Here is a 25,006-nt window from a genome sequence, read left to right on the forward strand (position 1 = left end):
TTATTCGATGCCTATATCTTCTCTTACTTGTGCAATATAATCATTCATGATCTCTGAATGCAGGTAAGGATTATCACTGTCTAGCAAGTCTTTTCCCTCGCTCGTATAGCTTTTAGAATCAAGGTAAATGCGATTACCGTCTCGCAATACATTGTAAATTTTGTCGGCGAAACGTCCGCTTTTTAAGTCAATTTCAGGGGGAGCCACTAAAATCACCTGCAAACCAATGTCTCTAAAGAAAGCAAGAGCGGATTGCGCATTATTACCATCCATCTTGCTAAAAGCCTCATCAAAAACCGCAAGAGCTGCCCCCCCATGAATATGGTTGCCAATTCTCTTAATTCTGTACGCCGACATAAACGATGCACCGAGAGCTACATAAAAAGGAGTTTGTTTTTCACCCCCAGAGCCCGTGCTGAGAAGCTTACTGACCGAGCGAGCCTCTCCACTTCGAGAATTTTTTTCAATTATGTCGTAAGTATAAAAATTTCTATAATCAGATATCTCGTGTAACCGATTATCAAGTAAAAGATTTTGGATGCTTTCTATTGCTGGTGAGTCCTTATCTTCGTCGAACAACCCACCAATATCATGTTCAGATAGATCACTTGTATCCGTAATATAGTCGTGGATTTCTTTGAGTGACTCTATCCGAGTAACCGGATGTTTGAAGTAATACGTATTATCATTAAATGTCAAACCGGAAAGCTGTGAGTTAAGCACGTCAAAAGTATAATCTATTTCCTGAAAGGACTCTTTAAGCTTTGCTACCACTTCAGCTCTGAAGTTTTCAAGCATTTTCTCCCGAGCGGTCTTTGCTTCATCCTCATGTATAACAATATCGATATTCTGGATACGGTCTGCATACGCCTGACAACGTGCCAATTGAGATAACTCATCCATGGCTAGTAGTTCTTTTTTATCAACAGGTTCGTATCTGGTGCAGTACTCTACTAGAAGCTCCTTTCCTTCTCCTTTTGCTTTGTTTGCAGCGTTGTCAGCATTTTTAGCATTTTTTTGAGCGGCAATTAGCGCTTCTATTTCACTACCATGCTCATCTACTAGACTCTCGTATATGTCACTGGCGAGTTGAGCTTCATACCATGGCGAATTTTCAACGGCATGCTGCTCATTGCTGATAATAGTAAACTGTTCATTTAGAGTCTGGAGACTTTCCTCTTTCTGCTCTTTTATTGTCTTGTCTCTTTGTATCCCTAGCTCCAGTTCTCTTTGCTCTTCTCTTAGCTCCTTCAGTTCTTTTTCTGCGTCTTTGAACTGTGCCTTTAGCGTATCGTCAGAAGATTCCTCTATTTCTTTCTGTCGCACTTTAAGCGCGTTAATTTTTATTCTTCTTTTGCGAAACTCATCCAAACTGCATGAAATCTCATCCCAAAGATCTTGAATACGCATTGTCGTTTGTTCGTACTCCACCTTAAAGCTTTTAATGGCATTTTGACGGTTAGATGCCGACTGAAGTTTTGGAGCTAGTTCTGACGCGCGCTCCTGTATTCTTAGGGCATCCTGCCGTCGAGCATCTTTGCCAATCAGTACGAAATCAACTCTATTTCCACCACCAATTGCGCCGTTACCCGCAACCATGCCATCTTTAGTAATTGCTCGTTTTGCCTCTCGCAACTCGGATTCCGTGTCTACCAGAAATACCTTAAAAAGTAATCCTTGCAAATAGCGCTTCGCAACCGGGTGATTGGATTGAATCAGGTTTGCAGCTGTTCTCTCGTCTGGTTCTACATTAGGCCAGATGTTCTTATCAGGGTTAACCAGCTTAACTTGTCGTAGTTTAGGTATTGCATCCTTAGCCGCACGGTAAACCTTTAGTGCTGCCTCGAATTTATCTGCCTGAATCACTAATGACTCGCGGTTACTACCAAGAAAATGTTCAATCCCTTTTTGCCATTCTGTATCTGTTATAGTTGCCAGTTCACACACCGGAATGGCTTCAATATTTGAATCTTTCAGCAGCATGATCATGTGCTTGGTTGTGTCACGCAGAGTAGCCTTGCCTTCAGAAGCCTTTTTATAAGCCTCTGTCAGCTCAGTAAACTCACTCTGAAGCGATTCATGGTATTGCTTGGCCTCATCGAACCCTTGTTCAATAGAGTTTTTCACTGACTCCTTAAGTCTTAAAAACGCACTCAAAATAGATGGTGTTTTTTCTTCAAGAAACCAGGGACTTAACAAATCATCTTGAGAGCAGTTATCCAATGGCATAAGAACCTGATTTCCCTGATCAAAAGCTTGGGATAATGAAGGATCAAGTTCACTAGGAAATGAAAATTTTCCAGAGCATAACGCACTAATATCCTCCTTAAGTTTGTTACCCTGCTTTACAAATTGCTTGTCCTCGATAGTCAGTACTGATAACTGATTCTCTATCTGATCTAGTAATTTCTTAGGTTCAGAGTTATCAAACGCTGATTTTGAGCTATCTCTTGCTTTTTCCAGCTTTGGTAACTTTGTTTCAAGCAGAGCCAGTTTCTGTTCATTCTGTTCAATCCCTTTAGAGAGAGCTTCAATCAATTCCTGAGCCGCTTCAATTTCCGAGTTACATTTACCCTTGTCTGCTTCTTTGACGGACCAGTCAAAAGCAATTTTTTGTTGCGACTTCAACTGGTAACGTTTGTAGTGCTTTATGATAGCGTAAAGGGATTCTAATTTTTCTTTAGCGCCAGTTATGAGCTTCTCAATTTTAGCGTACTCTTCATAGTCATTTTCAATTCGCATTACGTCAATGTTACGTCTTGGCAAAATGTAGTCACGAGTAAATTCGTCAATACTTTTTTGTTCTTTAAATGATATTCCATTTTTGAATGCCTGTAGCATCATGTCAGGAGAAATCTGGTGGTCTGCTACTTCGTAAGACATCAGTTCACAGTACTTCATACGAAAATCCTGAGCCGTTCTGAAAAAGCTAGCTTTCCCATTGATAGTATTGGCTAGTCGATGCTCCATATCTTTCCATGGCAACACCGTATACTCGCCTTCCATAAAATCTGTAGAAGTAAGGGGTGCCCCCTCGACAGTAAACCTGTGTTTTTGAACTACCCCTGATTCGCTTTTACGGCAATACAGGTGGATACCAATACTATATTCAGTTCCGTTCGGTCGTTTGAAAGCAAGCGCAATATATGTGTTACTAGACTCACGAGTTGGAACATAGTCTTCCCCATCTGTATCGCTAACGATACCAAGGCAGTACGAGCGAATGGAGCGACCTGTTTTCCCATCATTACTACTAGCAGCATTGAGCGTTAAATTCTTTTTTGTCTCGTCAGCTCCAGCCAAAACAACCTGGATCGCGTCAGCTAAAGAGCTCTTCCCGACACCATTAAATCCTCTTATTAATATACAACCTTCATCGGCAGGGATAGTCACATCGGTGAACAGATACCAATTCACCAACGTAATATGTGTCAACGTGTGCATTCTCTTGGTCACCTCAGCACTCATAATCTATCTCCCGACGTAGCTATTTCATTAACACTTGCAATTGGGTCTTCCTGCTCATACTCGTTCACCATTCGTTCATCACTTGAAGCTTTTTCTTCATCGCACTTCGCAAAATTTTTCAAAATATCCAAGTAATCGTCAGTAACCACGACATGGATGGTAGGAAGCACTTCAATTAATGGGAGTTCTGAAACCTTGTCGTTCTCTCCCAAACGAATCACACCACTTTCTTCAAGTCGTTTTAATGCCGCTTTTGTCTCTACCTTTTTGGGTTTTTCACGTCCTGTAAGCTCTATGAAGCTATCGATTAGAATACCTGGCGAAGGGGATGCTCTACCATTCTGTGTATTCGCTCGCCGAGCTTCTAAGTCATGCAGCTTAGCTAGTATCAGTAGGAATATAGTATCCAACATTTTCATTGGTGGATTAGAGGTAGAGGGAATAAAACCAATGAAGCCGAAGCTTTCATCTATTTTTAGCTCATCCCCGAACGCATCGAAAAGGTGAGCAAAGTATCCTTTAAACCGCCTTATCAACTCATAATGTTTACGATGACCATGCCCATCTGAAAATATAAACTGTTTTCTACGTAAGAACGCAGCAGCTTCTTGGAATTGCTCTTCTTCAAGTGATTCATATTCTGTTTTATCCAGAATAGCTCGTAAGTCTCTTAACATAGCTTAAGTTCTCTTTATTGAAGCGCTTGATTTACGACGAATTACCAACTTAGGTGCAGTCAAATAGCGGTTTTCAGTAAGTTCACCCTCCACTGTTCTTACGTCATAATAGTCAAGCAGAGAATGATAAGGGTTGGTTTTTGGTACACAGCCGTGCAATAAATCCCGCAGTTGTAGATAAGCCAAAAAGTCATCTAAGGAATCGACAGTAATATCATCAGTGGTGATCACTGCTTTGCTCTGAAGGTTTTTTTCTAACATTAAAATTAAGCGTTTCGGGTTTGGCGCTCGTTTTCTTATGAAGCTATCGTATGCTCGTTGTTCGGCAATTTTTTCAATTGGCGGGGAAGTTCGGTTAACACGTGTTGGTTCAGGCTCAGGTCGCTTAACAATTGGTTTGAAAAACCGTGATCTAGCAACGTACCTTTCAGATAGAAGTCCGCTTGGGCACATATCCTCATTATGCTTCACCATTAAACCAATCACTTCATCTAGCTTTTGGCTTAACTCGGGGACAGCGGTTAGAGCATATTGCATCGCTTCTCGAGTACGCCTAGTCATGGCACTTCTATACTCATCTATTCGAGTTAGTAGTTTATCTATATTCTTAAAAATAATCGTGATATTGACGAGCTGTTCTTTAACTTCAGATTCAATTTCCTCTCGTGTTTTTCCTTCAAATGTACGCTCGATTGAGGCAACCACTTCGTCAAAAATGCGTTTGGTATATAAAATCTCAGACACCGCCAATAAAGTTCTTTGACGATATCGATAGGGATGATTGGTCGTTTTTAACTTCGAGTAATCCTCTAATAAAATTTCTCTAGTAAACTCTTTGAAAAACGTCCTAAACAACTCGTTCCCTTGCTGCTCTTCACGCATGCGGTATGCAATGTCACGACAACTTGCAGCCATCGCTTTGAGCTGATCTTGAAAGCTACGCGCTGTTTCCTCCGCACTTGAAATAACAAAAGCATTACGCGACGGTTCTTCCAATACACTATTGATACCAACAAATATTGTTTGGCACGTTGTTGCCAATCTAGCGCCCGGTCCCCGCTTAATGCCGTCTAAGGCACTTAACAAATTAGATGCAATTTGGGGCATAAAAGTAACTCGCCGATATCCCACCTCATCAATCTCACGAAGCCAACCGCATTTCCTTAAATAACGGTAAGTATATTCTTCGTCGCTGTCACAGCGTTCAGACTCACTTTCTCTGTCGTAATCTATTTGCTGACTATTCTCAAGAAACGCAAAACGGATTTCCTCTTTGGCTTCCTTGGGAGTGCATTCATCAAGCTCTAATTGATTCTGGACTAACGTCTCATAAAGCCGCCATAGTGCCACGCAGTAAGCATTAGCGTTTGGCGAACCGAAAGGCTTAAACAAATCTAGGTTGATAGTATTCCAAAACATACACTTACCTGCCTGGCTTCTCTAAGGCGCCCAAATATATAAAGATATTTTATATATCAACTTATTTAACATGTAAAGTTATTTGATATATCAAGTGATTTTATGTATAAATACTGAAAATTCATCTGTGGCAAACATAAAATTGTCGTAATGCATAAAGAAAAGGGTAAATTGCATGACTGAAATAGATGGCATGGCAAAGCTGCCACGGACACAGGTAGAGAGATTGCGCTTCTTAGAGGCGCAACTATTGTTTCATCGCCGCATCGTCATCAAGCAGTTGATAGAGGAGTTTGGGATAACTCGTCCAGTTGCCAGCAATGACATAAAAACCTATATGTCGCTGTTTCCAGATAATATTAAACCCTATTCGGCGACAGATAAGTGTTTTCGACCCTATCCGCAATTTTCACCAAAGTTAATTAGTGAGGTCGCTTCTTTTGACAGAGCTTTAAGTAAAGGGGGTTTGGATAATAATGCATATGTGGGGCAAGTGCCTTTTCTTGAGCGCATACAACCCCATGGCGTAATATCTGCGTTATTAGCAGCTATTGAAAATCAGTATGTCATCGAAGCTATCTATTCATCTGTAAAAAATCCAGTAGGCCATAAGCGTACTATCTTACCTACGAAACTGATTAGAGCTTCCAATCGATTGCATGTTCGAGCCTATTGTTTTGAACATAATTCATATCGCGACTTTAGTATCTCAAGGTTTAATACCATTCCACGCAAAACCTCAACCAGACTAAATGTCTCAGAGCTGCCCTATGATGATGGCATAAAAAAAGTACCCATCATCGTTGTACCTAATGCAAAACTATCTAAAAAAGTACAAGCGCTGATCGGTTATGAATTTCAGATTGAGCAAGAGCGAACATACGAAGTAGAAGCTTTCGTTGTGCAGTATTTCCTTCAAGATAACCTCTTGCCATCCAATGATGCGGAGTATGCACTGTCTACGACTGAGCCATACAAATACCCAGTGGTAGTAAAAAACTGGGCTACTGTAAAAAAGTGTTTATTTGCCAACAACAAAGAGTAGGGCTTACTCATCAACAATTGCGTACATATTTTAGTTGTAGTAGCTCTATTTATCGGGGAGAAGCCAAATTCTCAACGTATCTATTGACACTGTTTCGCAGATCGAACTGGGTATTTATACTCTAAAATTTCAATTGCTCTCTTTACTTTCAAAGACGTGAAAGGCTTAAGCCTATCTGATTGCAACTCTTCTTTTAGAGCATTCAGGAATGAATGAAAAAAGGCTTCAGTTTGATCTCCTGGCTCATAATACTCGTGTTCATTTGTAAATAACCTTATGACTCGTGACAAGTCGAAGCTATCCTGTGCTTTGCGTACTAACACTTTCGCCAGTTCAGCAGCATCCAAATGTTCAAATACATCTTGAACGTCGGTTTTCGCCGCCTCTTGATATAGTTTACTCATTGCTTTTTCGTAAGCATCTTGACCGATTTCAATAGATTTTTTTACTTCATCCGAAAATGCCTTGAGTGATTTTTCACGTGTTTTTTGTATAACAGACTCTAGCTTAACTTTCGCTTCAGAAAAATCATTTTCGCCCCTTTGGTAGTAAGCATAACCACCATAACTGTCACTTGAGAACCCTGCGATATGGCTCTCTTCAGGATACATAGATAAGTATTTCTTTGTGGCACAACACAACTTGGAAGTAACTTTTTTCAAAGGCCAATCCACCAGAGGCGTCTTTTCCTTCCAAAAGAAAAGCAATAAGCCTAGATAATGCGGAATTTCATGAATGGACTCAAAATCAGCTTTTTCTATATCGGCCAAAAACAACTCTTTTGTTGTCTCAAACTCCTCTATAGAGAGCGATCCCCAATGCCAAAGCTTCAGCCATGGACTCCCTTTCTCGGCAGTAGTAGCTTCATCCCAAGCCTTTCGCAACTTGCTCTTATTTATTAGTCCGCTAATAACAAAGTCCGACCAATTAGGTAAACCAATTACATTCTGCGAGGAGATGTGAAAATTATATCTCCTAGTTATATTTTGGAGCTTGTTTTCCTCATTGTCGGTCTCACTCGGCGAACTATACTTAAATAAAAAGTCATCTTTAGATTTTAAATATCCCCTTTTCCCCTCTATTTGCATGATCAAATGAATTCGGAAAAGGCGAGTAACAAGGCCACTATCAGCCTCTATATCTTCTTGTAGATCTATAGCCCTAACCAGTCGGGTAAACTCCATTAGCGCAAAGCGAATATGGCGCAGATTTTCAGCTCCAGAGGCCTGAAAGACCTCCTCGATTATATTCAATTTATCGTGATAGAAGCCTTTCAAAGAGCAAGACTTTTCAGCATCAATAAAGTTCTGTACTGCGCTACCAAAATCTGGTGAGATTGGAGCCGTTATACCAACGACTTTCTCTTTAATCGATCTATAGTTACACAGTCTTTCATCCAATTCCTTTTCATTGCTCAATACAATCACTTTAGCGTGTGAATGTTCTACAAAACCATTAATAAGCCCGAGCGCAACATCAACCGGCATAGCTGCACGCTCTAAATCATCAAACACCAATATCCGGGAGCCATTCGTACCTACCTTGGATGAACTCAAGTCAAGTTCACTAAGATTAAGCTGCAAGCTAACCCCATTATCGTCTGTTAAATCAAACCGAAGTGCAGCGCTCGCTAATCCCGCAACAACTTTACGCACCTTCCTACTCTTATCTGAGTGCCAAAAAGGATTCAACTGAGCCATTAACTGCTCGTAAACCTCTCGTCCGCTCGAAATACCATTTAGTGAGAGATAGACATAGTCAGAGTAGACTTCATGCTTATCCAATAAATTTTTGATGAAATGAGTTTTACCGACTCCCCAGCTCCCTGAAAGCATCACAGCAAACTCTCCCGACTCTGCGCGAATAATATAATCTTCAATAAGTTCTCTGGTTGCTTTATTGGGGTCGGCTATACTCATTTGATTTCCTAAAAGTAACGATAAACGTATGTACTTTAACACTGTGACTCGCTCTGAACGATAGCAGCATCCCTCAAGCAGTTATTGCCAATCAGCTCTATCTAATAGTTGACATCATCGACAGTTTTGTCGATGATAGTGACATGAAATACCCTGGTGGAAAGGGAAAAAGTTTCCCTCACATTATAAACCTTATGCCTCCTCATGACTGCTACATCGAGAGTCATTTAGGCGGAGGGGCGGTCATGCGCAATAAAAAGCCGGCTCTTAAACAGATAGGAATTGAGCGAGATCCCGTCGTAGTTGAGAGGTGGCAACGTAACTATGGTGATATTTGTACCCTTATTGAAGGAGATGCTGTCGAGTACTTGAGCAAATTGGAGCTAAATTCTAAGACACTGATTTATATTGATCCTCCTTATCACCCCAAAACACGAAAAAGAAAACGCGTTTATCGTCACGATTACGTTCATCACGACCATGTAAGATTACTCAAGCTAGCTAAAAGCCTTAATTGCTATGTGCTGATCTCAGGTTATTCAAACGACCTTTATGAAAGCACTTTGAGTGATTGGAATCGTCATACATTCAGTTCCAAAGCACACGATGGTAATCGAGACGAAGTAGTATGGTTCAATTATGAGAAGCCTGAACACCTTCATGACAGCAGATACATAGGTAATACATTTAGAGAAAGAGAAGTCGTAAAAAGACGACTGGGACGCCTACAAGATCGTATTAGTTCATTATCACTGCAAGAGCGATCAGCCCTCTACCAATGGATGCGAGAGCAACAAGCTGGAGAGTTCAAGTATGATTAAGCCATTCTATTATCAACTAAATGAAGTAGTGGAAAAGCGCTTGATTCCTGACCCAAAAGACAATTTTATGAATGGTCTTACTTGGGGAGAGGCTCATGAATTTTTCACACCATGTTATTGGCTTACACAATATTGGATGAACGGATTCGACAGAATGTCAGAATCTAAATACAAATCAAATGCTACTCTTACTGAGGAATTAACTTTCTGCCTACTCGGGGGATTTGGCGTCACCGCTGAACTAGCGACCGCAGCATTTGAAAGGTGTAAGGAGGTTGGGCTTATAGATAACTATGAAACAGACCCCAGATGCTGGGAGGATTATTTATCTCACCCCCTGAAGCTCGAAGGTAAGTCGAGACGCTACCGCTATCCTCGACAAAAATCGAAATACTTATCTTCAGCAATGAAGGTCTTGAAAAGCTGCAACTGGAATCATCTCAAAGGCAAGCAACTGAGAGATCGCTTACTAACACTAAAGGGAGTCGGACCAAAAACTGCTAGCTGGATTGTAAGAAACTTAGAGGATTCCGATGAAGTCGCTATTTTAGATATTCACCTCATACGGGCAGGTATCATTACCGGAATATTCAAACCAGAGCACAATGTGGATAAACACTACACCGAGATGGAGTCCATATTTATTGAGTTTTGCCGAAAGTTAGGAGCTCAGCCCTCTCGACTGGACTGCCTAATCTGGGATCAAATGCGAGAGATAGGCCCTCTTGGCTTGCGTTTATTCGAACGGGCAATGCATAAACCTAAGAATAGGGCTGAATTAATTAGTCTATCCGTGGAAGAAAAGCAACTGCAGCTTGTTTAACGGTTAATCCCCATAGAACCCATAAGTTCGGATTGCTTATAACAACCCGGACATTCGCCACAAGCGACATTCGATGTGTGACACGAATGAGCCCACCCCATCAAAGAGACCGGTACGCCACTTTCATGTATTAACTGCTCGGTAGTCATAGAAGCAGCTGGAGCTTCTACCGAAACACTTCCTTCTTGAATACCAAGTAGCTTATTACAAGCGTCTCTGAAATCTACGGTGCCGTCTTTGTGCTTGGAGTCTGTAGATACAGTGCCTATTAACACCGAATCTAATTCGTACCTTAAAGCCATCATCGCCCCTAATGTAATCAATATCTGATTTCTGAATGGCCAAAACTCACTATGAGGTGAGTGCTCGGAAGAGGAGTTTCCAGACATATCTCCTGCTCCTAAATTCTCTAGAGGCAAAGTTAGTTCTTCAAGAGGAATATTCAAGGAATTGCAAATTTGGCCAGCCGCCGCATGCTCAGCTGATGCGGGCAACTGCCCATAATTAACAAAAAGACATCGAGACGGTCTAAGCCAATAAGCCAACGCTATCGAATCTAAGCCGCCCGATAGCAATAATACCGAGTTAGTCATCAGCCAAGAGCTCCCAGCAAACCGCATAAATCCCTGTAGCAAAATCACCTGCTACACCACATCCAGAACCGCGAATCATCGTTAAGTTTTGCTCATCGCACGACTCCGCTATCGCGATAACTTTGATATCACGCCCCCTGGCATAACCAACTTCAAAAAGCGTCCCCGAGTCGTTCCCGTCAACGATAGCTAATACAATGTCAGACGCATCTATCCCAGCAATATCTAGAGACGCCACTTCATCATATGCTCCTTCCCCAACGTCATGTATAGGAGAGAAAACCTCCAAACCAAAACCCTGCAGCGTCTCTCTAGCTTCATCAATTAGCCACTGTTGTGCAGTATTAAAAAACGGTCCGGCTAAATACACTTTTTTATTAGACAAAGATTTCGGCTGATAAGGTCGTTTTTGATCCATCATCCGTTTAGCTATATTGACGATTTCGTCCTTCTTTTCAAATAATAGCCTCTCTATAGGAGACTCAACATAACGAGATACAGCAGCAGACGCATACCAGGCGCTATCTCGCAGGCTGACCCCATCTAAAAGGTGAAATAACGCTATTGCCGCTGAGTAAATGTCGCCAGTGCCTATCTTATAAACCTTGGTTGATGGAAAACATGGGACCCACTCACTTTCATTCCTATCTGTGACGAACGCTCCTAAAGGTCCGCATTTAACGATGACTCCAGTAACATTATCAAATGTCATTATTTTGGAAGCTATATTTTTAGGCTCTTCACACTGAGTTAGAACTTTTCCCTCTAATAAGGAGACTACGTAAATAACTGAGTTAGCTTTCGACCCATTAGAAGAAAATGAAGACGCTGTATTAACGTTTTGCGGGTCATATACAACATTATTGGCGTGCACCTCAGGCCGATTCTCAATTGTTCCGAAAACTAAACACTGATCCGCCGTAACCTCACTTCCAAGAGTATATTCTTTATTTGTATCGTAACGAACTGGACTTGAGAGAGGATGCCGATAGCGAAACCAAATTGGATCCTCCCTAGAGAATAATGTTTCATGGACATTGTTGTTATTACAAATTGCCCGAAATTCACGCTCCATTTCGGAATCTATGAATGCAAACAAGGACGTTTTCGCTTCCGAAGCGAGCGCCACTGCCGAGCGTCCCGCACTACCCCGTATAGTTTGATTTCTAGGAAAGTCACAAACCTCTCCATATACGCCGCCAACAATAGTTATCTCTCTCATCGCGGACTAACCCTTACTGTGACAAATCCTCCACTTATAATCGTTACTTCACCAGAAAATGTGAAGCCATCCGCGAGGCAACGTGCAAGTTGTGATACTTTGACCCCTGTAAGTGATCCCATTAGTTGTCCTTGATAATGAACAAGCACAGACGAACCCGCTCCATTGCCTGGCGTAAGATCTACAACGCATCCCAAAGCAAGCTGCGATATCGCTGATGTTGGCGAGTTAATAGATGCGTCAAGAGTAAGTGTTTCGCATCTAGCTTGTCTTCTAGGTGGAGCATATCCTCCCGTTCCCTTCGAACCTCCCATTACTATCTCCTTATATAGTTTACTTTCTCAATACCTCTCACGTTGACTAAATCAACAAAAAACAGACTGTAGTCGTCTTAAATTGAGACATGTATTAATACTAAACTTACATTCTAAACTTGGAAAAATTAAGCTATTTTCATCAATTAGCACACATTTACCCCAATTTTATTACTAAGTTACGATAAACATTGTTAGCCCAACGTTCTACCTTTTTTTGACGTATCACGCCTGCTTTATCTGAAGCCTGATGCACTATAAAAAAGTGGCTTTCCTTGCCAAACTCACCATCAAAATAATCCTTCGGCCAACTCAGCGACTTTTTGAGTAGCTTTATCTCGATCTCGGATAATCGTTCAATTACTGCTTTCTCTGAAGAAGCCATAACCACTTTTGTTGATAAGGACTTTGCTGCATCGGAGGTATCAACTTCCATAAGGTATAATTGGTGACCACTGACAGTCACCCTAACCAGCATCCAACACCTCGGCGTTGAATCATTTCTCATTAGATGCATTTTACATCGCCCGACAGCCGGTAGTTTCCTGAAAGCTAGGCGCTCGACTTTGCATTGATGATTAATAACTAAGAGTTCGAGCATCTTTGAAAAACTTTCGAACTTACTGGCGTACAAATGCATGTCATCTGTAGCTTCATCGAGACCATCCCATTCAGCACTGGGTAAATCCCCCATTGGAGATTGCTCTTCTGTACTAACTAGACTGGATGCTTCGCCTCCCTCAGAGTTGCCGCTGGAACCAACCTTTTTCCTTTTCTTCGCCGTTTTATGCGTGTTTACCGCCTTTGCAAACTCTACTTTTGTTTTAACTCCTTCAATTTGCACCGGGTCATTTTCACCGCTGGAGTCTTGATCCTCATCTACTTCATGATTAGGCGGTTGGTAATCTCCATCACGGCCACCCTTACCACTGCTCAGTTCAGGTACATAGAATTTGGGACTAAAGAACTCAACGTCACTAGGCACACCTGTCGGAATACCTGTTAATTCAGTGATTTCATAAACCAACAAGGTATTAATCTCTGAATCTAAATTTCCGCGAACTTTTAAATTAACTCCTTGAAGGGGAGGAGGCTCAAACTCAAAGTTCCAAATCCTGTATGAGCCTCGGTTAAAGCCAGACTCTAGCTGCGCCGTACTGATACTTTCGTAGGAGAGCCGAGCATCGTTATCTAAGAGAAGCCAAGCTAAGTAACGCCGGTAACCGGGATCTGAAAACACGTTATCGGGGCAGGTACTATTTGGGAGCACAGTAATGACGGCATGCTCTGAATTAGTTGCATCATGCTCTACTGAAAACTCATTCTGCAGTATTCCGTGCTCCAAACACGCACGAGAGAAGTAGGCATTATGAAAAAATAACGCCCTGGCTAATTCAAACTGCGGTAAATACACTGTCATGCCATCAGGTAAGGTTTTAACGAAACAACGAGACTTCCGCTCTTTTGGCAAATCTCGCTCTTTCGCAGGGCAGTCTTCTAGATTGCTTACTTCCCATTTTTGTAAGTTATCGACGGTGAACTCTATCTCAGAACCTTGTTTCCGAAATGGTCGCGTGGGATTAATAACATTTTTTCTGACTAGAATCGGGGCTTGAGACAAAAGAACACTATCGCTGCCTCTCGTTTTCCTCGGGTAAATACTCAGATTTATTCCCCACTGACTTCCATCAGCTCGTTTAAACACTGAACCAATGCCATTTATCCAGGTGTTATCTTCGAACCCACCAAGCCTATCCATCTCTTACAACTCCATTACCTCATAAAGAAACTCTCTTGCTTCTTCCGTTAAGCGCTCTTCACTAAGCCCTGCGCTACGCAAAACATCCCATCGTTTAAGGTGCTCACTTTGTTTATGCCGCTCAATCGCCACGTGTGTTATGCGGCGGATCTGATAATCCGAAATTGTTTCTGAGTATCTATTTAGAAACAGCTTACACAGGGGAAGCTTATATAAGTTTTTTTCCACCTTTGACTTATGATCCAACTGGTTAAAGTACCAGTTTCTTGATCTCCTAGGGCTCTCCAGCTTTATTTCAAAGCAGTCACGAATGGATATCAGAGCCTTTAACAAGCCGCGATCAAATGAGCTCCAATTCACTCGTGCAGACAGTGCTGACCTTTTACACATCAACTTTGCATTAAGCGACAATAACCAAGCTCTATCGTGGCGATACAGCCAAGCATAGTCTCCTCCGGCACCTTCAAGACGGGCCCTTTTCGTCCCTTTATTCTTTATCGCTTTAAGCCAGATTCTGCGCCGTTTAAGTATTGTTAACTTATCAGCCTGCAGCATAAGGCTGTGAGTAACTGACTTTCCCGGCTCATATGATTTGACGTCTTTAATGACGTCATTTAACGCAATCGTATCTCCGAGAAATGCATGTAATACGACAAGGTGCTCAAGGTAACTAAAGCTTTTCCTATGTTTTCTAAATAGGCTTCTTAGCCAGCATGTATCAGAGTCTATTAGTTTCAGACCAACACTTTTCAACCAGCTTTCTGACCAATAGTTAGTGACTTTCCGAGCGACTTCTTCATGCTCTATATTGCAGCCTCTATTGAATCCAAAATCACAAGCAAGAGCTTTATAAAACAACCCCCATTGGATAACTGTTGGTACCGGCTGCTCAGGCAGGTTCAAAATCGATGTAATGCTTGAATTCAAGACATAGCTCTGCCTATTCGTTTTGCTTTGCGGCTTATAAGAACATAAGTTTAGGTCTGCGGCCGTATACACATGGCGCTTATAAGAAGTCCGTCTTACTGCTGTTTCCTTTAGCTCCCCATGAATAGGACAGTAATCCATACCCGCAATTTGCCAGTCTCGTCGCCAGAAGCATTCGCCAAATTGATTCCATTGCTGTTCAATGCATTTAGGGCAATATCGTAAGTAGTAAGGTTGAGTGATTCGGGATGCGGCGAATCCTGACATGACATGTACCGAATGCACTTTATCGGCTAAAAGCTGCTTTTTCAGTTCTGTTCTTCGTGATTCGCCAATAAACAGAGCGTACAGAGGAAACAATGTATGTTTATAAAGCAAACTCTCTGGTTGAACGTTCAGCTGGCCTGGATATAGTTCCGCTACCTGCTCTAAGTGGCCGTGTAAGTCAGACGTAGCAATGATTGTGTTCTTCCCAAATACTTCTTGTAAAAGCTCTTTAGGTGAGGTTAAACCGCTGTGAATACCATAACGGGCTATCGTGCTATAGATAAGCTCATCGGGATAAGGAAACGGAAAACCGAGCATCTATCCCACCTGTTTTAACCTAGCTTCCATATCGAAAATATCACGGCCTACTGCAAGCTCACCATAAAACTGACTTTTCCGTTGTGAGTATTTAAAGCGTAAATCATCGGGTGGAAGGGTGTGCCATTCTTTTGACTTTATTGTTTTTGCCTTCGGTTTGGACTTCTGCAATACCGTAGGCTCTTGCTCCGTTTTATACCACTCCAGAACGATACGGGTTAGCTCCGGCAGCTCAAGCTCAGAATGTTCACTGAAAACTTTCTCAACCAGTGCCGGCAGCAAGTCAGATTCGCAGCCCATCGCCTGGAGCATATTATAAAGCCGTAATGCTTTTTCGTTATTGCCAAACGACACCTCTTTTTTCTTCTCTTCCTGCTCCTGTGCAATTAGGTTTCTGAGTTCAAGTAAGCGCTTATCTATCGAGGGTAAGTGTAAATCCGAGTATTTCACTATCAAATCAGCATCATTGCGTCTCAAGGCCTCAAGCATTGGGTGAACAGGAATGAGTTCTTGTTCATAAACTTTTCGAAGTAAATCTGCGGTAATACGCTCAAGGCCCGTCGCTATTGCCCGCATTTGAGCCAATACAAAAATCTTCACGACGATATCAAGAACGCCTTGTGATAAGTCATACCAACAGTCTCGAACTTCGTCACTGAGCGTCTCATCTCGTCGCTCTAGCCACTGGTACTTCCATAACTTATTAGTAAAGGCCTCCCATTCGCTCAGCCTTGGCTCTCCCGTTTTAGGGTGGTATCGACGAGTGCCTCGTTGCATTGGTTCCCAAAACAATGAACCAAATCCAGCACTTCTCCTCCCGGCCTGCAGCTCCATTTCAAAGATCGGCCTGGCTTTTGGTGTTCCAACTAATACAACCGGTACACCGATGACATTTACCAACGCAACAAAGAACTCGAGCATAGCTTCTTTACTTAAAGTACGTTTCAACCCTAGTCTTTGAATTTCATCGATAACAAGAACGCCAATCGCTTTTTGAGTAGCTACTTGCCCCATCAAAGCCAGAAGAACTTCAGGCCCATGACGTTTTCGAACATACTTTTTCTCATAGCCTGTCTGAAGCGTCCGGTCGACTTCACGGAAAAAGTTCAAACATAAGCTTTTAAGAGAGCCATCACTCGGGCATTCAATGCGCAGGTAGGGGAGTTGAATAAAGTTATAGTCCGGATGGAAAATCACCTCAGGATAAGTAGCGAGTATACGGTTAACCGTAGTGCTTTTCCCCGACCCTGAACAACCTATCAAGGACAAACATTTAGCCGTTGAATTCGACTGTGAAAAACGAAAGTCACTCGTCGCCCCCTCCATTATGCGCTGATATCCCTCCTGCATTTTTTTGTTAAGGGAGCCATCTGCAGGGTTACGACCAACGTAACCCGCCCGAATCATGATTGACAACTTCTCCTCTAACTGTAAATGCATTGATAGAGGTTGAAAGAAATCATCCAGCAAAGACGCTATGTTATGGGCTCTTTCTTGAGGCTCTGCAAATCGATTTTCTTGGTCGAACCTGACCTTTCCGGTGAGGCTATTTCGAAGGGTTTTGCGATCCATTATCGGAGGCAGAGCTTCAATCAACGGGTTGCCCTGATAGCGCTCAGGTTTAAGAGGCTGGTAAACCGCTGAAACGTAATTATTGGGTAGCGGCATTAATCGTCATCCTCAAAGAGTTCATCAATATAATCTGGATAATCAAGGTCTGGGCTGCTTTCCTTGAGAGGGATAACGTCCGCTGACTTCTTATCGGACGGAACATTTTTAGGTGTTTTGCTTTGACGTTCTAACTTCTTCTCATTCGACCGATTGTCATTTATCGCTCTTATTCGTTCGGCTTTCGGCCGATCAGAGCGAGCAGGGGAATCAGATACAGCCTGAGAAATCTTATCAAGCACAAATTCTTCATGTTCTCGACGGCTTTCTTTAGCTGCTAACTTTGCTTTTGCAGCAACTTTCTTCTGCTCTTCTTGAAGTTGCCAAACATCCCAAAATGATGAGCCTCGGTATTGACGAGAAATTTCAGTCAAGCTGCACTTCCAGTACTTATTGCTTCCTTTTTCATAAAAGAGATAAATACTGTCTGCACTCAACGGATCATATGCCGCCATCATTTTTTTAGTTCGTTTTACATCACGACCCCGGTGCGTCCAACCTAACCGGTCGATCTCTGAAGAAGTATAATACAAGCCAAATAACCCCACACCGCGCTCTGAAAGCGTTACCTCACTCCTGGGAAGCAGTGCAATTTTAAGTGCATCACTATCAGTCTGACGGAGACGCCCAGTACGATTTTGAATACCCCAGTTCCAAAGGTGGATTGGAGTACTCGGTAAGTCCGTTGGCATATCAACTTCCCGATCGTATTTATCAAGTACCGCAAATTGATTGTGTTGCAGCACTGACGACAAAACAATTTGAGTGAAATCTGTAATCGTTAACTTGGCATCAAGACGGTAATCTGAGCCTCCACGCTTTTTCACCAAATTACCAGTTACATAACCAGGCACAAACGGACCAAAAGATTCGTGCATTGTTTTAAAATGCCTTTCGACAATACCTTTGGCTTCGCCTCGATACGGTGGAGTATTTTCTATTCGCATAGAAAAACTACTCTCTAAATTTTCAATCTGATGACCAAGTAATTCCCCTCTATCGGCCAGGAGAGCATCAGGCAAACCAATACATGGCCACTCATCGTCAGTGATATCAAAACCAAGCTCGCGACAATAGTCTGACTTACTGCTTATCGCTACGTGCAATGCCTGAAGCGCAGCGGCGTATGAGGGGTTTTCAAAACCGATATAAAATCCTGCCACCATTCGACTGAATACATCTATAACCATGTAAACAACCGGACGACCAACGATATTGCCTCTGTCGGAGTCTGAAACCAGATAAACATCCGCTATCGTCGCATCAATTTCATAACGAGAACCGGGTCCCAAAGCTTGCGATGCTGCAGTTCCGTGTAACGGTCGTATATCTTTGCTGTAGTCTTTCTTTGATATCCTTTTTTGCAGCGCTTCCGTTTGATTATATTCTCGTTTATAGAAATGACGCAGCTGCCATAAGCTTGGTAGGTTTTCCTCAGTAACATCCGGAAAGTAGTTGTGATACATAGTTTCTAAGCGACGATGTGCATAGGGAAATGAATGCCCCTTATCGCTTAAAATGTACTTATCTATCGCTATCCGAAATAACCGTTCAGTTTGTTCATCAACAATTGCCCCGGTACCTGGTGAATACTTACGCGGGCGGCCTAATTTTTTTCCTTTGGCAACACGCTTTTTACCCTTGCCACCAGAATTCTTGTAGTCAGGCAGTAAGGCATTAGGTATTTGTCCCCGTTGCCAATATCTCCGCGCTAGTCGGTAAACTGTCTGCTTCGTGGTGCCAAACTCAGTAACAATTTTATCAACTACCGGTCCTCGCCTTTTCGGATTATAAAAGTCAGTTAACTCAATCAAAGGCCTCAACACCGCAAAATTTTTATCTCGTTTATCACGGGCAACGGTTCCCTCGCCCGGCGATTCATATACAAGGTAGTTATACGGGTCGTCTATACGCTCAAAGGCGTCATCATCAATTGCCTTATAAATTTCGCCCGTAAGAATTAACTCGGGCAGGGCTTTTTCATCGTCCAGACTTATCCAGACGAGTTGTTCATCAAGACTTTCAAGAATTCGAAAGCGCTCATCATGAAACTTAACTACTTCATTGATTCGAAACACGATATGCCTCCTTGATAAAGCCTAAGTCAGAGGCACGCAAATCGCCAACCTTTAACTTCGTGACGGGAGTAAAAATATCAAATTCAAAGTAACGCTTAGCTAAAAGACGTCGAACCTCATACAACGACTCGCCGGCATTCAGGCCATAACTGGTATCGAGTCTCTTACACAGTGAAATGATTGTTTGATTAGGGTTTTGCGTGAACTGATGTTGATAAAATTCTATCTGCTCAGACGCTAATTCATCATCTTCTTCTGAGCGGCCAGCAGGATATAGCCAGTTTAAATTTTTGCTAACTTCCTTGGGTATCTGATGATCGGTTATTAGGTACCAGGGCACACCTTTCTCCACCCAGTACCTGCGTTCCAATTCAAGTTTCTCAACCGTGCGCTCATCATCTAGTGCACTCGCATACTTAGCTTGAAACACGAATCTTGGAGTTTCTTCATTTGACGAGTCGACTAGAAAGTCGCTCGACATGAAATGATCAAAACCATTTTGTGCTGGATGCTTAATACCTGCATCAGCAGCAAGTTGCTTGGTAAGGGTTCGGTCTAATGGGAACTGTTCACGTATTTGGGTAACATCAGGAAACCATTCAAGAAGAAGAAAAACTGAGAGCTCAAGATCGGACAGTAAGTGGTGGGTTCGTCTGGATTTATGGCCGAATACTCGGTGGACACGGCCAAGAGAGGGTACATCTCTAACTGTGAGCCAGGGCCTATATTCTTCATTCTGGCCGCTACCGCGCCCTTCCTTTATCCATTTTAAGAAAGTTGCTTCGGAAATTAGGTTCTTCTTCGCTGCCATCACGAACCCCTGACTTAGGCATTAATTCATACTAGTCAGTGAGTTATCGGTATGCAACTTTAATAATCAAATAATTTAATCCAACGGAGGCGGTACTTTAATACGAGCATTTCGCTCAGCCTTTTCTGATTTAACTTCATCTAAAGCTTGCTTCAATTTAGTTTTTGGAGCCCAGTCATCATCATAATTGTGAAGTTCATTTGGCAAACCTGCTAAAGTGCATAACTCGTCTAGGACCTTTATTGCTTGCAATCCAAGCTCTGAGTATTTCTCTTTTCGTGCTTCAAATACCTCCTCATAATCGGGTGCACTGGCTACGTAAGTCAAAGGCTGGTGTGCCTCATAAAGGTTGGCATTGTGTCGACATCGAGGATCTTGGGAAGCCGCAAATAGAATGTGGTATGTGTGAATCGCAAACGATCCGCTACGTGCATCACATGGAGCATCCAAGCTATCCAGATATCTTAGAAGTAGGCTGTATCTGTGCAGGCCACATGGAGGGGGACGTTGCTGCGGCTAGGACCAGAGAGTCCTCAATGAAGAGTAGATCTGGGAAGCGAAAGCGCTGGCTTTCCAGAAAATGGAGGATTTCTGCTAAAGGTAACCCATGGATTAAGGCCGACGGCTTCCGGATTACGGTTTATCGGCGTGGGTCAGGCTGGGCGGCTACTCTAAGTTCAGATGACAACTCTCGGGTCCTGCACAGCAGGAGAAACTTCAAGACCGAAGACCAAGCCAAGTTGGCAGCGTTTGACCATATTACGAGACTTCTGACCCCGGAGGCTTAACAAGTCGCAGCAATTCGCTGCCGATGCCCGCCGGACGCCCTTTTCATTGAGGCTTCGCCTTCATCACAAGGTCACCTTCCTCGCTTCATGTTCTCAATGGCGAAAGATCTGAAAATCAATCTCGGAAAAACTTGGTGTTCCCCACTAATCTATTTCAAATATTTCATCATTGGACTGCCACTTTTGTATTGTTCTGTAATCAGTCGCAACTTCGATTTCGTCTTGACCAGCCAAATAAATAAACCCTGGCTCGCCTAGCGTATCCTCAGTTTTCGAAACAACTATGTTTTCTTGTGGTAGATTCGAAAATCCGATAAATGTTCTCAGTTGCTGAATTTCTGATTTCTTCGGGATATTTCTTAGTACTCCACTTTTTTTAAATAGTAGTGATATCTCTGATAGAGGGGCCTTTCTAGAATAGATCCCAGTTTTTGCGCCTTTTGGAGATTGATCGCCTATTACTACATCTACAAGAGCTTCAACCTGTGATTGCTCCAGCGACTTTTTAAAATACTCCGTTGGAATAGATGCTCCCATAAGTCGTGCATTTGTCTCAATTAAGACTGGTCGTCCATTACATACCATAATCTCATTGTGAGATGCGCCGTTCTTAAGATCTAAGCAGTCCAAAACGTTTAATGTATAGTCGCAAATCTCTTTTATAAGCTTGCTATCTGTCTGCATTAAATGCATGCCGATGAAATTATAGGCCCCGCCTGAACGTCTGACACGATCTTGAAGCCAAATATCCGTAACATAAGAATCTCCGTTACAAGAGACACAGTTAACAAAATACTGCTCTCCATCAAGAAATTCCTGGACAAGGACTTGTTCGTTTAAAGCTCCCAGAATGTTTGTATGCCCCAGTATCTGCCTCGATGCAATTTCCACCTCTTCTATAGATTCGCAGATAGCTACACCGTTACTTGCAGCCCCCTCCAAGGGTTTAACGACTACTGGTAGCATTTTCTCCGTCTCGACTTTAGTTATAATTTGCGTAATATCCGATGACATAAATTGCTTTATACTACTAAGCCCGCACTCTCGCAGCCGCTCCTGCATTCGATATTTGTTCCTTCTTAGAGGAGTAGTGGTTAATTTGTTTCCGAATTTAAGTGAGAGAATTGTAGATAGTTTATCCGCTACTTCGACCCCCATTTCCGAGCCAGCTAGCACAACATCGACTTGCAGGGCCTTAAGGTTTTTAACGACGTTATATTCGGTTTCTGAGCTCGCGCTTGTAAGCGAAAATTTTCGTTTAAATATTCCCTGGTTAGGAAGTTTATAATCAGAGGTTCTAACATGAAAACATTCAACCCCTCGATCATGGAATTCCTTGGCGAGATCTTGACCAGTAGATAAGGCATCAACTAAACAAACTTTCATTATTCGTGCTCTCCCTTAGCTTTTTTATAATAGCTTTAGCGGACATGTGGCTGGATTTGACTATCCACCCGAAGTTGTTCATAAAAGGGTGACTGCCTTCAGATGCATGACCAATAGCATATAAGTTGTGGCCGCCAGAGTTGCAAAGTCTCCCTGATGGTAAATGTACCTCAGCTCCAAATTCTGTATACGGCTTGTCTGTTAGTTTGTTTAACGTAGCCCTAATAAGACTGTCCGTATGAAACTTTAAGCTTCTACGGCTGCCAGTTGCAAAAATCACATGGTCATATACTTTTTGCCCGCCGTCTGGGAACGTAGCTATATGTTTGCCATTCCTCTCAACTAAGCTACTTGGAAGTTGGCTTAACCTCACTGTTCCGTTATCCAATTTATTTGCAAGTAATTGTGCATTATGTAGTGGTATAGCGCCATGGATAGCTCTAATTCTTGACTGAAATTTCTCCATGAAAAGTCGCAACTGACTCGTGTCTACTAAGGCCCAAGTCTCTGCTATTTCAGGTATCATTCCTAACACCAAGTCAAAACTGCTGTTACCAGTTCTGGCACTATCTAATCTTCGCCTAAATATGCTGATTTGATCCTCAATCCCTCTTTTGGGAAAGAGATAACTTCTCCAGTCTATGCAATGGCTCTTTAGTTCTAAACGAACCCTTCTCAATATATCTCTTAGACTCAGAGCGCAGCCTTTATTTCTATAATCTTTATAATACTCGCTATATAAGCAAAACTTGGGTTGCACAGGTTCAATAACTTGACCTTTAACATTAGGGAGTGAACCGGTTCGCGAGCATATAGTTATTTTACAGTCGTATTCTAAGTGGTGGCATGTAGATATTACATCTACCGAACTTAAGCTTGTTCCGAAGACAAGAACTTCATTTTTTTCTAAACACGGTAGGTTACTTTGGAGGGGATATAGAGACTTAGTAACGTTCTCAATACCGTATAAGTCTTCTTTTAAGTCTAATGGATATCCTGTGGCAAATACAATCGCTTTAGACTGGAATCGATCTCCCGAAGTCAAGCTAATACTAACTACATTACTGCTAGACTCAACTATTGGCTCCACATCAACTACTGTATCGTTTATAAAATGTACGCTTAAGGACTCGCAAACGCTTTCCAGACATCTCGCCAGATAAAGCCCAAAGAGATTTCTCGATATATATTTTGACGAAGTGCTAACTTCTTTTTTTAACCAATTAGCCAGGTGGCTTGAGTCGTCATAAACGCACGATAAATCCTCGACTGGCGTATTCATGATGAGCCATTCATAGTCTTGTTGATAAACTCTACCAGTACCATATTGCGACTGTCTGTCTATAACCGCAACCTTTAGGGGGGATTCTATTCCCCCTGACATTTGGGCTAACTTTTTAATGGATTGCAGAAAGGCTGTGGCCGAAGCTCCAGCCCCTAATACGACAATGTCATACATGGCATGAAGCTCTTTCTGCGAAGCTAATAAGTTCCAAGCATACCTTCGATACTTCGTCCTCTGAATTTAAGACGCTAGGAGCAAGCCTCAAAGTTGATTTTTCGTACGGTGTATAACCGAGCATGTACCCTTTGTCTTTAAAGATATGGGATACATGTTTCGAGCAGACACCTTTTAAACTAAAGCACACAAAGCCCGATGACATCGCAGAACTTTTAGGCGTATGAAGAATAATGCTATCCGAGGAACATAACAAATGTTTAGCAAGTTGACATAGACTGTATATATGACTCGTGAAAGCACTTTTACCGATTCTCGTGAGTTGTGAAAAAGAATGAGCCAAGGCCCATTGGTTTTCATACGCTCTAAACCCACCCGGTTCGCACCTATCGCGTGAGCTAATATTTTTCCAGTCATGAACGTCTAACTTAGGATCTGTGAACCAATTCCAACATTCTCCTTCAAATGACGGCACTAGAGGCTCCAACAAAGCAAGAGCACCGTCCTTACCATATAGAAAGCCGGTTCCTCGAGGACCAAACAACCATTTGTGACAACCTGATGCGACAAAGTCAGCACCTAGTGACTCAATGGAGTCAAAGTTCTCGACTCCTAAAGCATGAACAGCGTCAACGAGGACATAGATTCTCTGTTCATGCGAGCGATGTCGATTTATCATTCGAATCTCATCACATATCTCTTTCACGGGAATCTTATGCCCAAAACACGAGTTCACCCAAGTAAGCACTACTAAGCGAGTATTATTTGAGATTGCATCTATATACCGTGCCTTTAATTCTTCTTTGGTCAGGTCTACATCATTTTCACCAAGGCACTCAATTAACTTGACAGAACACCTCTGAGTTCTAGCAAGTGAGTGACAATTGGCAAGCACCGAGTAATGATCTTGGTTACATGCCAACACTTCGTCGGCCCTATTGAACTTAAATCCATTTAGAACCATGCTCAAACCCATTGTAGTGCTCTCTGTGAGTACAATATTGTCTTTCGAGGTTTGCAAGTACTGACCGATTGCTTTGCGAGAATTTTCGTTGAGTTTGTGCCGGTACCGGCGAGACAGATCAGGATTCCTATCTAACTTCTCTCGAAACTTTCCCAAAACTTTATTTAACTGTTTATACTGCGGATTAAATATTCCTAATCCAAGATGGCTATAGGCTTTATCAAGATCGAAGTCAGATTTAAATTCCTTTAATGAGTCAAAGACTCTTACTTTATCCATA

The 25,006-nt window shown here is 42.3% G+C and carries 18 protein-coding genes; 3 read left to right on the forward strand and 15 right to left on the reverse strand.

Annotated elements, in window-relative coordinates; genetic code table 11:
• From CWI84_RS02180 to CWI84_RS02190, 3 genes are read right to left on the reverse strand one after another with little or no spacing between them, the layout of a single operon-like run.
• Positions 1-3,468 (reverse strand): SbcC/MukB-like Walker B domain-containing protein, encoded by a 3,468-nt coding sequence (locus tag CWI84_RS02180; protein WP_126840949.1) that lies wholly within the window; start codon positions 3,466-3,468, stop codon positions 1-3.
• On the reverse strand, positions 3,465-4,145 hold the full coding sequence (locus tag CWI84_RS02185; RefSeq protein WP_126840950.1) for a DUF4194 domain-containing protein: 681 nt from the start codon (positions 4,143-4,145) through the stop codon (positions 3,465-3,467). The genes CWI84_RS02180 and CWI84_RS02185 overlap by 4 nt, the downstream gene beginning before the upstream one ends.
• A 3-nt stretch (positions 4,146-4,148) precedes the next feature.
• Positions 4,149-5,564 (reverse strand): Wadjet anti-phage system protein JetA family protein, encoded by a 1,416-nt coding sequence (locus CWI84_RS02190; RefSeq protein ID WP_126840951.1) that lies wholly within the window; start codon positions 5,562-5,564, stop codon positions 4,149-4,151.
• Positions 5,565-5,739: 175 nt separating this feature from the next.
• Between CWI84_RS02190 and CWI84_RS02195 the strand changes: the two genes are divergently transcribed.
• On the forward strand, positions 5,740-6,609 hold the full coding sequence (locus CWI84_RS02195; RefSeq protein WP_126840952.1) for a BrxR family helix-turn-helix transcriptional regulator: 870 nt from the start codon (positions 5,740-5,742) through the stop codon (positions 6,607-6,609).
• Positions 6,610-6,689: 80 nt separating this feature from the next.
• On the opposite strand, the gene CWI84_RS02200 is transcribed toward CWI84_RS02195, so the two are convergent.
• Entirely contained in the window at positions 6,690-8,528 is a 1,839-nt protein-coding gene (locus CWI84_RS02200) for a P-loop NTPase fold protein (protein WP_126840953.1), read from the reverse strand.
• 143 nt (positions 8,529-8,671) lie between these two features.
• On the opposite strand from CWI84_RS02200, the gene CWI84_RS02205 reads away from it, so the two are divergent.
• Positions 8,672-9,349 carry a DNA adenine methylase gene (locus tag CWI84_RS02205; protein ID WP_126840954.1) on the forward strand — a complete coding sequence of 226 codons (678 nt, stop codon included), beginning with the start codon at positions 8,672-8,674 and terminating at the stop codon, positions 9,347-9,349.
• The gene (locus CWI84_RS02210; protein ID WP_126840955.1) at positions 9,342-10,172 is read left to right on the forward strand and encodes an 8-oxoguanine DNA glycosylase; all 831 of its coding nucleotides are present in this window, start codon (positions 9,342-9,344) and stop codon (positions 10,170-10,172) included. The genes CWI84_RS02205 and CWI84_RS02210 overlap by 8 nt, the downstream gene beginning before the upstream one ends.
• Here CWI84_RS02210 and CWI84_RS02215 read toward each other — a convergent pair.
• The 11 genes from CWI84_RS02215 to CWI84_RS02265 form a co-directional block, all read right to left on the reverse strand.
• Entirely contained in the window at positions 10,169-10,765 is a 597-nt protein-coding gene (locus CWI84_RS02215; RefSeq protein ID WP_126840956.1) for a 7-cyano-7-deazaguanine synthase, read from the reverse strand. The two genes, CWI84_RS02210 and CWI84_RS02215, sit on opposite strands and share 4 nt — an antisense overlap.
• Positions 10,758-11,987 (reverse strand): nucleoside 2-deoxyribosyltransferase, encoded by a 1,230-nt coding sequence (locus CWI84_RS02220; protein WP_126840957.1) that lies wholly within the window; start codon positions 11,985-11,987, stop codon positions 10,758-10,760. Before CWI84_RS02220 ends, CWI84_RS02215 begins: the two co-directional genes overlap by 8 nt.
• Before the next feature lie 471 nt (positions 11,988-12,458).
• Positions 12,459-14,060, reverse strand: coding sequence for a Tn7-like element transposition protein TnsE (locus tag CWI84_RS02225; RefSeq protein ID WP_126840958.1), 1,602 nt, complete (start codon positions 14,058-14,060; stop codon positions 12,459-12,461).
• A 3-nt stretch (positions 14,061-14,063) separates the two neighbouring features.
• Complete coding sequence (locus CWI84_RS02230) at positions 14,064-15,572, reverse strand: TnsD family Tn7-like transposition protein (RefSeq protein ID WP_126840959.1); 1,509 nt, start codon at positions 15,570-15,572, stop codon at positions 14,064-14,066.
• On the reverse strand, positions 15,573-17,240 hold the full coding sequence (locus CWI84_RS02235; RefSeq protein WP_126840960.1) for an AAA family ATPase: 1,668 nt from the start codon (positions 17,238-17,240) through the stop codon (positions 15,573-15,575).
• Positions 17,240-19,318 (reverse strand): Mu transposase C-terminal domain-containing protein, encoded by a 2,079-nt coding sequence (locus tag CWI84_RS02240; protein ID WP_126840961.1) that lies wholly within the window; start codon positions 19,316-19,318, stop codon positions 17,240-17,242. Before CWI84_RS02240 ends, CWI84_RS02235 begins: the two co-directional genes overlap by 1 nt.
• Complete coding sequence (locus tag CWI84_RS02245; RefSeq protein ID WP_126840962.1) at positions 19,302-20,129, reverse strand: TnsA endonuclease C-terminal domain-containing protein; 828 nt, start codon at positions 20,127-20,129, stop codon at positions 19,302-19,304. The genes CWI84_RS02240 and CWI84_RS02245 overlap by 17 nt, the downstream gene beginning before the upstream one ends.
• Before the next feature lie 75 nt (positions 20,130-20,204).
• Positions 20,205-20,456: a hypothetical protein gene (locus CWI84_RS02250; RefSeq protein ID WP_126840963.1), complete on the reverse strand. Its 252-nt coding sequence runs from the start codon at positions 20,454-20,456 to the stop codon at positions 20,205-20,207.
• A gap of 605 nt (positions 20,457-21,061) precedes the next feature.
• Positions 21,062-22,303, reverse strand: coding sequence for an ATP-grasp domain-containing protein (locus CWI84_RS02255; protein WP_126840964.1), 1,242 nt, complete (start codon positions 22,301-22,303; stop codon positions 21,062-21,064).
• Positions 22,284-23,762 (reverse strand): FAD/NAD(P)-binding protein, encoded by a 1,479-nt coding sequence (locus CWI84_RS02260; protein ID WP_126840965.1) that lies wholly within the window; start codon positions 23,760-23,762, stop codon positions 22,284-22,286. The genes CWI84_RS02255 and CWI84_RS02260 overlap by 20 nt, the downstream gene beginning before the upstream one ends.
• Positions 23,755-25,005 carry an aminotransferase class V-fold PLP-dependent enzyme gene (locus CWI84_RS02265; RefSeq protein ID WP_126840966.1) on the reverse strand — a complete coding sequence of 417 codons (1,251 nt, stop codon included), beginning with the start codon at positions 25,003-25,005 and terminating at the stop codon, positions 23,755-23,757. Before CWI84_RS02265 ends, CWI84_RS02260 begins: the two co-directional genes overlap by 8 nt.
• Position 25,006 lies beyond the last annotated feature (1 nt).

It is taken from the genome of Idiomarina tyrosinivorans, assembly GCF_003987475.1.
In the GTDB taxonomy this organism is placed as follows: domain Bacteria; phylum Pseudomonadota; class Gammaproteobacteria; order Enterobacterales; family Alteromonadaceae; genus Idiomarina; species Idiomarina tyrosinivorans.